The sequence below is a fragment of the Halosolutus halophilus genome (assembly GCF_022869805.1).
GTDB lineage: Archaea > Halobacteriota > Halobacteria > Halobacteriales > Natrialbaceae > Halosolutus > Halosolutus halophilus.
On the sequence record NZ_CP094974.1, the window covers coordinates 4,538,823 to 4,551,197 of the forward strand.

The window sequence follows — 12,375 nt, forward strand, 5'->3', positions numbered from 1 at the left end:
GACGACCGCGACCGGGCCTTTGAGCCCGTACTATACTCTACCCCACGTCCTCGGTTCGTTCCAACGTTCCAGCGATCGCAGAATTTTCGGTTAGCAGCCGCTCTAACTATAATTTTCGGAACTTAAACCAATGAGCTTAAGTCCCTCCTGCCGTTTCACTCGAATACGACATGACACGCGTTGCACTCGCGTTCTCGGGCGGACTGGACACGACCGTCTGTGTCCCGCTGCTCGAGGAGGAATACGGATACGACGACGTTATCGGCGTCACGGTCGACGTCGGACAGCCGGCCTCGGAGTTCGAGGAGGCCGAAGAAACGGCCGAGGCACTCGGCCTCGAACACTACGTCGTCGACGCGCGAGCGGAATTTGCCGACCTCTGTCTCGAGAGCGTTCGCGCGAACGCGACCTACCAGGGCTACCCGCTCGGCACGGCGCTGGCCCGTCCCGTGATCGCCGAGGCGATCCTCGAGGTCGCAGAGGAACAGGACTGTACCGGCATCGCCCACGGCTGTACGGGGAAGGGCAACGACCAGCTTCGGTTCGAGGCCGTCTGGCGTGACTCGGACCTCGAAGTGATCGCCCCCGTGCGCGAACTTGGCCTCACCCGCGAGTGGGAACAGGAGTACGCCGACGAGAAGGACCTCCCCGTCGAGGGTGGCAGCGGCGGCGACTGGTCGATCGACACCAACCTCTGGAGTCGCTCGGTCGAGGGGGACGAACTCGAGGACCCGAACTACGTCCCGCCCGAGGAAATCTACGACTGGACCCAGGCGCCCACCGGCGACAGCCAGGAGATCGAGATCACCTTCGAGGAGGGATACCCCGTCGCCGTCGACGGCGTGGAGTACGAGCCCGTCGACCTCGTCGAGCATCTCAACGGCGTGGCCGGGGCCTACGGCGTCGGTCGCACGGACACGATGGAAGACCGCATGCTCGGCCTGAAGGTCCGCGAGAACTACGAGCACCCCGCCGCGACGACGCTGCTGAACGCCCACGAGGCGCTCGAGGGGCTCGTGCTCACGCAGGAGGAACGCGAGTTCAAACAGCAGATCGACCAGCAGTGGGCCAAGAAGGGCTACGAGGGCCTGATCGACGCGCCCCTCGTGAACGCACTCGAGGGCTTCATCGACGAGACCCAGCAGCGGGTCACCGGGACGGTGACGATCCGCTTCGAGGGTGGCCGGGCGCGTCCGGTCGCCCGCGACAGCGAGTACGCCGCCTACTCGGCCGAACACGCCTCCTTCGACACGGAGACGGTCGGCAAGATCGAGCAGGAAGACGCCACCGGCGTCGCAAAGTACCACGGCTTCCAGCGCCGTCTCGCGAACGAATCGATCGCCGCGAACGAGGTGGACGAGGACGACGAGGAGGTCGAACTCGCTACCGACGGCGGTGACGCGGTCGACGACGACGAATAACGATGACCGAGGAGAGCGCTCACGACGGCGATCGCGTGCCAGCAGCGGACGAGACGGCCCTGCGCACTGATGGCGGCGACGAGGGCGTCGTCCGTCGGGACCGCTTCAGCGGCGGCCCCGCCCGGAGCTTCCTCTCCTCGCTCGCGGCCGATCGGCGAATCTTCGAGGCCGACCTCGAGGTCGATCGAGCCCACACCGTCATGCTCGCCGAACAGGACGTCGTCGAGGACGACGCCGCGGGCGCGATCCTGACCGCGCTGGACGCCATCGAGGTTGACGGCCACGACGCCCTGCCCGACGGCGAGGACGTCCACGAGGCGATCGAGACGGCAGTCATCGAGCGCATCGGCCCCGACGGGGGGAAGATGCACACCGCGCGCTCGCGCAACGACGAGGTCGCGGCCTGCATCCGCTACCGCCTTCGCGAGGACGTCCTCGCTGCGATCGAGACGACGATCGCGTTGCGCGAGTCCCTGATCGGGGTGGCCGACGACCACCGGGAGACGATCATGCCCGGCTACACGCACCTCCAGCCCGCCCAGCCGATCACGGTCGCCCACTGGGCGCTCTCCTACGAGGGAGCCGTCCGTCGCGACGCGGCGCGGCTGCTCGAGGCGTACGATCGGATCAACGAGTCGCCCCTCGGCGGCGCCGCGTTCGCGGGGACGACGTTCGAGATCGATCGCGAGCGCACTGCCGAACTCCTCGGCTTCGATGGCGTGGTAGCGAACTCGATGGACGCCGCCGCGAGCCGGGACTTCCTGCTCGAGACCGTCCAGGCGCTGTCGACGCACGCGACGACGCTCTCGGGGCTGGCGGAGGACGTGATCGTCTTCGTGAACCGCGGCTTCGTCGACCTCGCGGACGACTACTCGTCGACGTCGTCGATCATGCCCCAGAAGAAGAATCCCGACACGCTGGAACTGGTGCGTGCGGTCGCGGGCGACGCGGCCGGGGGCGTCCAGGGGCTGACGACGACGCTCAAGGGACTGCCCCGCGCGTACAACCGCGACCTCCAGCGGGCGACGACCCACGCCTGGGAGACCGTCGACGCGGTGACGGAGGCCAGCGAGGTCGCTGCGGGTGCAGTGGCGACGGCCGACTGGAACGAGGAGTCCCTCGCCGCCGAAGCCGGCGCGGGGTTCTCGACGGCGACCGGCGTCGCCGATCTGCTGGCCGCGAACGGACTGCCGTTCCGGACGGCACACGAGGTGGTCGCAGTGGCTGCAGAGAACGGCGCCGACTACGACGCGATCGAGGCCGCCGCCGAGGAGATTCTCGGCGAGCCACTCGAGAACTACGTCGACCCCGCTGCCGTCGCGGACGCGCTCGATCCCGCCGAAAGCGTCGCGAGTCGGGACTCGCAGGGCGGCCCCGCTCCCGGGGCCGTTGCCGACCAGATCGAGGCGGCGCGCGATGCGCTCGCGGCCGACGAGGAGACGCTCGCGGTGACGAGCGAGGCACTCGAGACGGCCCACGAGGCGCTTCGCGAGGAGGTGAACGGGTATGTGTGAGGTCGGACGCTCCTTCCCGGTAACACCGCTGCCGCGGCCGCCGCGACCGCCGTCCCCGCGAGGGGACAAATTACTTGATACGTGATATATCAAACAAAATCTGCCGGAAAAACGCACTTTTGCACCGTTAGACAACGGTGTCGATAGTATAATTTTGCTGTTAGGTTCGAAGGATTTAAGGGATACCGGCTCCCAGTTGCAGGTACAATGACCGAATGCGTCGAGTGTGGGGCAGAAGTGTCCCTGCACGACGATCTGGAAGTGGGAGAGATCGTTGACTGTACGACCTGCGGTGCCGAACTGGAAGTCGTCGACACTGAGCCGCCAGTCCTCGAGCGAGCCCCGGAGCTCGAAGAGGACTGGGGTGAGTGACCTTGCAAGTAGGAATCCTCTACTCCCGGATCCGCAAGGACGAGAAGCTCCTGCTCAACGAACTTCGCGAGCGCGACCACGAGGTCGTGAAGATCGACGTCCGCAAACAGGAGTTCGACGTCGGCGAGACCCCCGAGGAGTTCGCGAACCTCGATCTCGTCGTCGATCGCTGTCTCGCCACGAGTCGGAGCCTGTACGCCACGAAATTCTTCGAGGCGTACGGCATCCCCGTGGTCAACAGCCACGAGACGGCCGAGATCTGTGCGGACAAGGTGAAGAACAGCCTCGCACTCGAGCAGGCGGGCGTGCCCACGCCCGCGACGAAAGTCGCGTTCACGAAAGAGACCGCGATGGAGGCGATCGAGGACTTCGGCTACCCGTGCGTGCTCAAACCCGTCGTCGGATCGTGGGGCCGCCTGATGGCCAAGATCGATTCGCCGGACGCCGCCGAGGCGATCTTGGAGCACAAGGCCACCCTCGGCCACTACGAGCACAAGGTGTTCTACGTCCAGGAGTTCGTCGAGAAGCCCGGCCGCGACATCCGCGTGCTCGCGACCGACGGCGAACCGATCGCCGCGATGGTCCGCTCGTCGGACCACTGGATCACGAACGCCGCCAAGGGTGCCGAAACCGAGGTGTTCGAACTCGACGACGAGGCGAAAGAACTGGTCCAGAAGGCCAGCGACGCCGTCGGCGGTGGTCTCCTGGGCGTCGACCTCATGGAGACGGGTGATTCGTACACCGTCCACGAGGTCAACCACACGGTCGAGTTCAAGGCGCTCGACGGCGCGGTCGACACCGACGTCGCCGGCACCGTCGTCGACTGGCTCGAGGAGAAGGCCGCCGACGCGGCGGACGAACAGCTGGAGGTGACGGCCTGATGGCGGTCGGAACCGACGTCAGCGCCGACGAGAACGCCGAGACCGTCACCGCGACCGTCATCGGCGGCTCGGGCTTCACGGGCGGCGAACTGCTTCGTCTGCTTGCAGGCCACCCGAACTTCGAACTGGTCGAGGTGACCAGCCGATCGAAGGCCGGCAAGAGCGTCGGCTCCGTCCACCCGCCGCTGCGGGGGACGGACCTGCGGTTTACCGAACCCGAGGACCTGGCGAGCGTCGACGTCCTGTTCGCGGCGACGCCACACGGCGTCTCGATGGGACGGGTCGACGACTTTTTCGAGATTGCCGATACGGTCGTGGACCTCTCGGCGGACTTCCGCCTCGACAGCGAGGCCCAGTACGACGAGTGGTACGACGGCCACGACGCGCCCGAGTACCTCGAAACGGCCGAGTACGCGCTCCCCGAGATCAACCGCGACAACCTCGAGGGTGCCGAACTGATCGCCGGCGGCGGCTGTAACGCCACCGCGACGATCCTCGGGCTCTACCCGCTGTTCGAGCACGATCTCCTGGAGGGCGGTGAGCAGGTCGTCGTCGACGTCAAGGTCGGCTCCTCCGAAGGCGGCGCCGGCGGCGGCGAGGCCTCGAGCCACCCGGAGCGATCGGGCGTGGTCCGTCCCTACGCGCCGACGGGCCACCGTCACGAGGCCGAGATCGAGCAGTTCCTCGGGACGAGCGTCGCGTTCACGTGTCACGCCGTGGATATGGTTCGCGGCGCCAGCGCGACGAGTCACGTCTTCCCATCGGGGCCGGTCTCGAAGGGCGATCTCTGGGGGGCCTACCGCGACTGCTACGAGGACGAGCCGTTCGTCCGGATGGCCGCCGGCGGCTCCGGCGTCTACCGCTACCCCGAACCCAAGGCGGTCGCGGGGACCAACCTCGCCGAGGTCGGCTTCGAACTCGACCCCTCGAACAAGCGGATCGTCGTCTTCTCGGCGATCGACAACATGATGAAGGGATCGGCGGGCCAGGCGGTCCACGCGGCCAACGTCGCGCTCGGTCTCGAGGAGACGGCCGGACTCGAATTCACGGGGTTACACCCCGTGGGGGCGCCCTGAGATGACGGTCGTAGTCAAGATCGGCGGCGCTCGCGCCGTCGATCCGGAGGGCGCACTCGCGGACGTCGCCTCGCTGGTCGAAGACGGTGAAGACGTCGTGCTCACCCACGGCGGCTCGACCGCCGTCGACGAGACCCTCGACGAACTCGGCGAGGACCCCACGTACGTCGAGACGCCCGGCGGCGTCGTCGGGCGCTTTACCGACGAACGCACCATGGACGTCTTCAAGATGGTGATGCCGGGCAAGCTCAACACCGATCTTGTGGAGAGCCTGCACAACGAGGGTGTGAACGCTGTCGGCCTCTCCGGCACCGACGGCAAACTGCTGGAGGGCAAGCGCAAGTCGGCCGTCCGCGTCGAGGAGGACGGCAAGAAGAAGATCAAGCGCGGCGACCACTCGGGGACGATCGAGTCGGTCAACGCGGACCTGCTCGAGACGACCCTCGCGGGCGGTTACACGCCCGTCGTCTCCGTTCCGGTGCTCGGGAGGGAGAAGGACGGCGGCTACACCGCCGTCAACGCCGACGCCGATCGGGCCGCCGCCGCAATCGCCGGCGCGCTGGCAGCCGATCTGGTCGTCCTCACCGACGTCTCGGGAATCTACGAGGACCCCGACGACGAGTCCACGAAGATCGATTCGGCGTCGACCCCCGAGGAGTTCGCGGCCGTCGAGGACGCCGCGGAAGGGTTCATGACGAAGAAGGTGATGGCCGCCGAGGAGGCCCTCGAGGGCGGCGCGGCCTCGGTGATCGTCGCCTCGGCGAACGCCGACGCCCCGATCACGAGCGCGCTCGCAGGCGAGGGCACGACGATCGAACCCGGCGCGGTCGCCGACGACGCGGACGACCGCGCGGAAACGGAGGTTCCAGAGCAATGAGCGGATTCGTCTTTTCGGAGAAACCGATCAGCATCGAGTCGGGCGAGGGCGCGACCCTCGTCGCGGAGGACGGCACCGAGTACCTGGACATGGGCGCGAGCTACGCCTGCACGCCGACGGGCCACTGTCACCCGGACGTGGTCGCGGCGGTCCAGGACCAGGCCGCCGACCTGCTTTACGTACAGGGATCGTATCCGGTCGAATCGCGGACCACTCTCCACGAGAAACTGGGGGCGCTCGCCCCGGGCTCGATCGACAACGTCTGGCTCTGTAACTCCGGGACCGAGGCCAACGAAGCCGCGCTGAAGTTCGCCCGCAGTGCGACGGGCGGGACGAAGATCGTCGCCGCGAAGCGTGCCTTCCACGGGCGCACGATGGGGACGCTCTCGGCGACCTGGAAACCCAAGTACAAGAAGCCGTTCGAGCCGTTGCTCGAAGACCAGGTCGAGTTCGTCACCTACGGCGACGAGGACGAACTCGCGGACGCGGTCGACGACGAGACAGCGGCCGTCATCCTCGAACCGATCCAGGGCGAGGGCGGCATCCACCCCGCCCCGGAGGGCTATCTCGCGGCGGCCCGCGAGATCACCGAGGAAACCGGTTCGGCGCTGGTCTTCGACGAGATCCAGACCGGGATCGGCCGGACGGGCGACCTCTGGGCCTGCGAGGGCTACGGGGTCACGCCCGACGTCGTGACGACGGCGAAGGGCGTCGCCAGCGGCCTGCCGATGGGCGCGACGCTCTGTGCGGACTGGATCGCCGAAAACGCGGGCCCGCACGGCTCGACGTTCTCGGGCAACCCGGTCGTCGCCGCGGCAGCGAACGCCACGCTCGACGTCGTCGTCGAGGAGGACCTGCCGGGCAACGCCGCCGCGATCGGTGACTACCTGCAGACCGAACTCGCGGCGCTCGACGTCCCGATCCGAGATATCCGCGGCGAGGGGCTGATGATCGGCGTCGAGGTCAAACGCGGTGCGAACCGCGTGCTGCGAGACCTCGCGCTCGAGCAGCAGGTGCTCGCGTTGCCGGCCGGTCGGAGCGTCGTGCGTCTGCTCCCGCCGCTCGTCCTCGAAGAGCGTCACGCGGACGACGTGGTCGCCGCACTGGCGGACGTCCTCGCACCGAAAGCCGAGTCCGAATCATGAGCGCGACGATGAAGGACACAGCCGACGTCTCGGCCGTGACCGCCCGGCAGTTGCTGATCGACCTCGTGTCGATCCCGTCGCCGTCGGACGAGGAAGCCGACGCAGCAGGGCGACTCGTCGAGTTCTTCGAGGCCTACGGCCGCGAGGCGTGGATCGACGAGGTCGGCAACGTTCGCGCGCCAGCCGACGATTCGGTCCTGCTAACCTCCCACGTCGACACCGTCCCCGGCGAGATCCCGGTCGAGGTGGAGCCGGCCGACGAAGACGACGTGGCTGCCGACGTCGCCGACGAGACGGGCGTTGACGTCCTCCGGGGCCGGGGCAGCGTCGACGCGACCGGCCCGCTGGCCGCGATGGCCGCCGCAGCCGTTCGCACGGGCGTCTCCTTCGTCGGCGTCGTCGGCGAGGAGACGAACTCACGCGGCGCACGCCATCTCGTCGCGGACCGCGAGGAACCCGAGGCGGTCGTCAACGGCGAACCGAGCGGCGCGACGGGGATCACGCTCGGCTACCGCGGCTTCCTCGCGGGCACCTACGTCGCGACCAGCGAATCCGGCCACACCTCGCGGCCGGAACCCAACGCGATCCAGCACGCGACGAACTGGTGGACGACCGTCGAGGACGCGTTCGAACACGACGAGTACACGCCCGTCTTCGAGCGCGTGACCGCCAAACCCGTCGCGATCGACGGCGGGATCAGCGAGGATGGCCTCTCCGTCGAGACGACGCTGGACGTCCAGTTACGGATTCCGCCGTCCCTCGACGCCGAGACGGTCCGCGAGACCGCCGAAGCCGAACTCGAGATCGGGACCGTCTCCTGGGCGGAGCCGATCCCGCCGGTCATGGAGAGCCCGCGGACCGAAGTCGCCCGGGCGTTCCGGGCCGCGATCCGGAAGGAAGGCGGCGATCCTCGACTCCTCCGCAAGACCGGCACCAGCGACATGAACCTCTACGCAGGCGCGTGGGACTGTCCGATGGTTACCTACGGCCCGGGCAACTCCGAACTCGATCACGCGCCGGACGAACGGCTCTCGCTCGCGGAATTCGACCAGTCGGTCGCGGTCCTGACGCGGGTCGCGACGACGTTGCGCGGAGGTGACGAGTGATGTCGTCCGGCGACGTCCGTCACTTCCTCGAAATCGACGACCTCTCGACGGACGAACTCGAGACCGTCCTCGATCGGGCCGCGGCGTACAAACGCGCCCAGCAGGCCGGCGAGGACCACCCCGATCTCGCGGGGCAGACGCTCGGCATGATCTTCCAGAAGCCGAGCACGCGGACGCGGGTGTCCTTCGAGACGGGAATGACCCAGCTCGGCGGCCACGCCGTCTTCCTGGGGGAAGACGACATCCAGCTCGGCCGCGGCGAGCCGCTGAAGGATACCTCGCGTACGCTTTCGCGGTACGTCGATGCGGTGATGGCCCGGGTGTTCAAACACGAGAACATCGAGGTGCTCGCGGAGTACTCGTCGGTGCCGATCGTCAACGGCCTCACCGACGACGCCCATCCCTGCCAGACGCTCGCCGACCTGCTGACGATCCGCGAGCAGGAGGGCGGGTTCGAGGAGCGTTCCGGGAGTGAACCGTCCGGAGGCGCGTCGAACAGCGGCTTCGACGGTGTGTCGGTCGCCTGGATCGGCGACGGGAACAACGTCGCCCAGTCGTTTACCGTCGGTGCCGCGCTGACGGACATCGACCTGACGGTCGCGACGCCCGAGGGGTACGGGATCGACGACGACGTACTCGATCGCGCCCGCGGTCTCGGCGCCGATCCGACAGTTACGCACGATCCCGTCGAAGCTGCTACGGACGCGGACATCATCTACACCGACGTCTGGATCAGTATGGGCCAGGAGGACGAACGCGACGTCCGGATGAACGACTTCGAGGGGTTCCAGGTCTGTTCGGACCTCCTCGAACACGCGCCCGGGGCGTCGGTCATGCACTGCCTGCCGGCCCACCGCGGCGAGGAGATCACCGACGACGTCATCGAGAGCGATCGATCGGTCGTCTTCGACCAGGCCGAGAACCGGCTTCACGCCCAGAAGGCGCTATTGAGTTGGCTGCTCGAGTAGTAAGTCGATCGGCTTTTCGGCGCTCGACTGACGGACGTTCGTGATGGTGAGCGATCGGCGCCGCGTCACGGCGCATCGTCGCCCCGGGCCGCGCCGTGTGCCGGTAAACGAGCCGTTTTTCGTGTCGAAACGTTGTCTTTAGTGGTGCCTATAACTGTCCCACGAAGCGAACGATCGGGTGAAATCAAATAGGGACCTGTCGAAGCGGCAGTAGCAGCATGCCGTTCAGACTGCTGCTCGCCGTACTCCTCATGCTGTTGGGGCCAGCGGCGCTGATCGCACTGTATCTGGTGTAGGCGGGCACGGGGGGAAACGGAGGTATCGGCTGTCGACCAGGGGGTTGCGGATACCCTTTTTCGGTTCGGGTCTATCGCGCCAGCACCGCGTAGGTGGCCCCGAGGACGAGTCCGTACGCGGCGTGACCGATGAGACTCTCGACGGCGACGTTCGGTACTGCGGGTGCCATCGCGAAGCCGACTGCCGAGAGCCAGATCGGCATCACGACGACGGCGAGGATCGCCCACACGACCAGTCCGTAGCCGAGACCGGCAGCAGTGGCTCCGAGCGGTCCGACGTCGGTTCGCCCCGCAGCCGCGAGCGCCGCCGCGAAGACGACGCCCAGGACGGCACCGTGTGACACGTGAACGATCATTCCCGCGAGGCCGCCTTCGAGACCGTACATCGAGGGGATCGCCATCTCGATGACTGCGGGCGTCTGTATCGCCATCATCGCACCGAAGACGATCGCGCCGACGATCCCGCCGACGGTCCCCGCCTGCCAGGGTTCGAGTGCTGTTCCGAGCCGTTCGTCCGTTCGCGTTCGTACTTCCGATGCCATGTGGGGGCATACCGTACGGGTGCGTGTAGCAGTATCCCGGTCGGGCATCGATCGTACACAGCCGCCGAAGACAGAATCCCGACCCGCGTGGACACAAAGGCTCTTTGAACAGGCGAACCCAGTTCGAATCGATGGCGGACCCCCTTCGGATCGAGGCGGGAGAACTCGCGGAGGATGCGATTCTCGACGCCCTGCAGAACGGCCGGCGGATCGTGGTCACGACGACGATGCTCGGTACGGACCACGAGGTGACGCTACGGTACGACGGCTCGGTGTACTACTGCGACACGCCGACGAGGCTGCACCGTCACGAGAGCGAGCGCGAGATGCGAACCTGCGTGCAGAAGATGGGATACGCCAGCGATCAGTCGCCGGAATCGGGGTGAGCAGTTCTTTGAGCCAGGAGTCCCTACGTAGCGTATGGCGAGCGAACCCCGACACCGACTCGGCGAGTTACTGGAGGATTCGAACCCACAGTTCGAGAAGGTGATGAGCTGCGTCTTCGGGATCGAGGACCACGAAACGCGAACGTATCTCGTGCTGTGTGAGTTCCCCGGCAGCACGATCGAGGAATTGGCGGCTGCCCTCGACCGCGACCGGAGTACGGTCAACCGCGCACTGTCGACGCTTCACGAGCGAGGGCTCGTTCGCCGGGAACGGCGCTTGCTGGACGGTGGGGGCTACGTCTACCAGTACACGGCCGTCGCGCTCCCCGAGGCCAAGGAGATCCTCCACGAGGCACTCGACGCCTGGACGGCGACGGTCCACGACGTGATCGACGAGTTCGACGGCGGATCGAGCGAGACCGGGGCCGGGACCGGCCCCGAGACCACCGGCGAGTAACCGTCGAATCCGCGTGCTTTTTGTCCCTCGCCTCCTCCCGCTCGACAATGAGTCTCAGCCTTGCCGCTCCCCAGCCGGAGCCGCCGGCCGACGCCGACGACGGCGTCTGGCTCGAGTGCATCGAGTGCACTGGCACGTTCGCGCCGTTCGACGACGTTCGCTACACCTGTGACGAGTGTGGCGGGTTGCTCGAGGTCCGATACGCGGAGCTACCGACGTTCGACGACTTCGCGGGCGAGGGCGTCTGGCGCTACGCCGACGCGCTCCCGTTCGAGGAGGGCGTGACGACCCAGGAGGGTGCGACCCCGCTGTACGAGGTCCCCCGACTCGAGGACGATATCGGGGTCGAAACCCTGCGGATCAAACACGAGGGGATGAACCCGACCGGCTCGTTCAAGGACCGCGGCATGACCGTCGGCGTTGCCGTCGCGAAGGAACTCGGCGTCGATCGGCTGGCGTGTGCCTCGACTGGCAACACCAGCGCGGCGCTCGCGGCCTACGGTTCCCGCGGCGGGATGGAGACGCTCGTCCTCCTGCCCGCCGGCAAGGTCGCGGCGGGGAAGATCGCCCAGGCGAGCCTCCACGGCGCGCGCATCCTCGAGGTCGACGGCAACTTCGACGCCTGCCTCGACATCGTCCAGGAACTCGCGGCACGGGGCGAGGCCTACCTGCTGAACTCGCTGAATCCCTTCCGACTGGAGGGCCAGAAGACGATCGGCCTCGAGATCCTCGAGGGATTCCGCGACGACTACGGAGCGTTCCCGGACCGGATCGTCCTGCCGGTCGGCAACGCGGGCAACACCTCGGCGCTGTACAAGGCGTTCCGGGAACTCGTCCAGGCGGGCGAACTCGACGAGGACGACGTGCCGAAACTGACCGGCGTGCAGGCCGAGGGTGCGGCCCCGATGGTCGAGGCGATCGAGAACGGAGCCGACGAGGTCCGGCGCTGGGACGACGTGGAGACGCGGGCGACGGCGATCCGGATCGGGAACCCGGTCAACGCACCGAAGGCCCTCCCCGGCATTCGCGAGACCGGCGGGACGGCGATCGCGGTCACCGACGAGGAGATCACCGACGCCCAGCGCGACCTCGCCCAGGAAGGGATCGGCGTCGAACCCGCGTCCGCGGCTTCAGCAGCCGGCCTGCGCAAACTTCGCGCCCAGGGGATCGTCGACGACGACGAGCGCGTCGCCTGCCTGACGACGGGCCACCTGCTCAAGGACCCCGACGCCGCCGCCGCTGCGGGGAGCGATCCCGAACCGGTGCCAGCCGATACGCAAGGCGTCATCGAGTACCTACAGGGCTGAACTCGGTCCGATCGGGCGAACCGTGAC

General features: G+C 67.5%; 13 protein-coding genes. 12 read left to right on the forward strand and 1 reads right to left on the reverse strand.

Annotation, left to right across the window (positions count from 1 at the left end):
• The first annotated feature begins 170 nt into the window (after positions 1 to 170).
• From MUG98_RS22455 to argF, 9 genes are all read left to right on the forward strand, one after another.
• The gene (locus MUG98_RS22455) at positions 171 to 1,421 is read left to right on the forward strand and encodes an argininosuccinate synthase (RefSeq protein WP_265109641.1); all 1,251 of its coding nucleotides are present in this window, start codon (positions 171 to 173) and stop codon (positions 1,419 to 1,421) included.
• 2 nt (positions 1,422 to 1,423) lie between these two features.
• Positions 1,424 to 2,935, forward strand: coding sequence for an argininosuccinate lyase (gene argH, locus MUG98_RS22460; protein ID WP_265109642.1), 1,512 nt, complete (start codon positions 1,424 to 1,426; stop codon positions 2,933 to 2,935).
• 207 nt (positions 2,936 to 3,142) lie between these two features.
• Entirely contained in the window at positions 3,143 to 3,307 is a 165-nt protein-coding gene (lysW, locus tag MUG98_RS22465) for a lysine biosynthesis protein LysW (protein ID WP_005554620.1), read from the forward strand.
• Positions 3,304 to 4,188, forward strand: coding sequence for a lysine biosynthesis protein LysX (gene lysX, locus MUG98_RS22470; protein ID WP_265109643.1), 885 nt, complete (start codon positions 3,304 to 3,306; stop codon positions 4,186 to 4,188). The genes lysW and lysX overlap by 4 nt, the downstream gene beginning before the upstream one ends.
• Positions 4,188 to 5,264, forward strand: a complete 1,077-nt coding sequence (gene argC / locus MUG98_RS22475; protein ID WP_265109644.1) for an N-acetyl-gamma-glutamyl-phosphate reductase — start codon at positions 4,188 to 4,190, stop codon at positions 5,262 to 5,264. The genes lysX and argC overlap by 1 nt, the downstream gene beginning before the upstream one ends.
• 1 nt (position 5,265) lies before the next feature.
• The gene (locus MUG98_RS22480; protein ID WP_265109645.1) at positions 5,266 to 6,141 is read left to right on the forward strand and encodes an acetylglutamate/acetylaminoadipate kinase; all 876 of its coding nucleotides are present in this window, start codon (positions 5,266 to 5,268) and stop codon (positions 6,139 to 6,141) included.
• Positions 6,138 to 7,286: an aspartate aminotransferase family protein gene (locus tag MUG98_RS22485; RefSeq protein WP_265109646.1), complete on the forward strand. Its 1,149-nt coding sequence runs from the start codon at positions 6,138 to 6,140 to the stop codon at positions 7,284 to 7,286. Before MUG98_RS22480 ends, MUG98_RS22485 begins: the two co-directional genes overlap by 4 nt.
• Entirely contained in the window at positions 7,283 to 8,392 is a 1,110-nt protein-coding gene (locus MUG98_RS22490; RefSeq protein ID WP_265109647.1) for a [LysW]-lysine hydrolase, read from the forward strand. Before MUG98_RS22485 ends, MUG98_RS22490 begins: the two co-directional genes overlap by 4 nt.
• Positions 8,392 to 9,360 carry an ornithine carbamoyltransferase gene (gene argF, locus MUG98_RS22495; RefSeq protein WP_265109648.1) on the forward strand — a complete coding sequence of 323 codons (969 nt, stop codon included), beginning with the start codon at positions 8,392 to 8,394 and terminating at the stop codon, positions 9,358 to 9,360. The genes MUG98_RS22490 and argF overlap by 1 nt, the downstream gene beginning before the upstream one ends.
• A gap of 367 nt (positions 9,361 to 9,727) precedes the next feature.
• On the opposite strand, the gene MUG98_RS22500 is transcribed toward argF, so the two are convergent.
• The gene (locus tag MUG98_RS22500; RefSeq protein ID WP_265109649.1) at positions 9,728 to 10,198 is read right to left on the reverse strand and encodes a histidine kinase; all 471 of its coding nucleotides are present in this window, start codon (positions 10,196 to 10,198) and stop codon (positions 9,728 to 9,730) included.
• Between the two features lie 131 nt (positions 10,199 to 10,329).
• On the opposite strand from MUG98_RS22500, the gene MUG98_RS22505 reads away from it, so the two are divergent.
• The 3 genes from MUG98_RS22505 to thrC are packed head-to-tail and all read left to right on the forward strand — an operon-like array spanning position 10,330 to position 12,348.
• The gene (locus tag MUG98_RS22505; protein WP_265109650.1) at positions 10,330 to 10,584 is read left to right on the forward strand and encodes a DUF8001 family protein; all 255 of its coding nucleotides are present in this window, start codon (positions 10,330 to 10,332) and stop codon (positions 10,582 to 10,584) included.
• A 34-nt stretch (positions 10,585 to 10,618) separates the two neighbouring features.
• Positions 10,619 to 11,041, forward strand: coding sequence for a helix-turn-helix domain-containing protein (locus tag MUG98_RS22510; RefSeq protein ID WP_265109651.1), 423 nt, complete (start codon positions 10,619 to 10,621; stop codon positions 11,039 to 11,041).
• 47 nt (positions 11,042 to 11,088) lie between these two features.
• A complete protein-coding gene (gene thrC, locus MUG98_RS22515; RefSeq protein WP_265109652.1) occupies positions 11,089 to 12,348 on the forward strand; it encodes a threonine synthase in 1,260 nt (419 codons plus the stop codon).
• Positions 12,349 to 12,375 lie beyond the last annotated feature (27 nt).

What these genes read in the sequence shown, in the direction of transcription:
- MUG98_RS22455 (WP_265109641.1), top strand. Translation starts at nt 171, where the DNA reads ATGACACGCGTTGCACTCGCGTTCTCGGGCGGACTGGACACGACCGTC.
- argH (WP_265109642.1), top strand. Translation starts at nt 1,424, where the DNA reads ATGACCGAGGAGAGCGCTCACGACGGCGATCGCGTGCCAGCAGCGGAC.
- lysW (WP_005554620.1), top strand. Translation starts at nt 3,143, where the DNA reads ATGACCGAATGCGTCGAGTGTGGGGCAGAAGTGTCCCTGCACGACGAT.
- argC (WP_265109644.1), top strand. Translation starts at nt 4,188, where the DNA reads ATGGCGGTCGGAACCGACGTCAGCGCCGACGAGAACGCCGAGACCGTC.
- MUG98_RS22480 (WP_265109645.1), top strand. Translation starts at nt 5,266, where the DNA reads ATGACGGTCGTAGTCAAGATCGGCGGCGCTCGCGCCGTCGATCCGGAG.
- MUG98_RS22485 (WP_265109646.1), top strand. Translation starts at nt 6,138, where the DNA reads ATGAGCGGATTCGTCTTTTCGGAGAAACCGATCAGCATCGAGTCGGGC.
- MUG98_RS22490 (WP_265109647.1), top strand. Translation starts at nt 7,283, where the DNA reads ATGAGCGCGACGATGAAGGACACAGCCGACGTCTCGGCCGTGACCGCC.
- argF (WP_265109648.1), top strand. Translation starts at nt 8,392, where the DNA reads ATGTCGTCCGGCGACGTCCGTCACTTCCTCGAAATCGACGACCTCTCG.
- MUG98_RS22500 (WP_265109649.1), bottom strand. Translation starts at nt 10,198, where the DNA reads ATGGCATCGGAAGTACGAACGCGAACGGACGAACGGCTCGGAACAGCA.
- MUG98_RS22505 (WP_265109650.1), top strand. Translation starts at nt 10,330, where the DNA reads ATGGCGGACCCCCTTCGGATCGAGGCGGGAGAACTCGCGGAGGATGCG.
- MUG98_RS22510 (WP_265109651.1), top strand. Translation starts at nt 10,619, where the DNA reads ATGGCGAGCGAACCCCGACACCGACTCGGCGAGTTACTGGAGGATTCG.
- thrC (WP_265109652.1), top strand. Translation starts at nt 11,089, where the DNA reads ATGAGTCTCAGCCTTGCCGCTCCCCAGCCGGAGCCGCCGGCCGACGCC.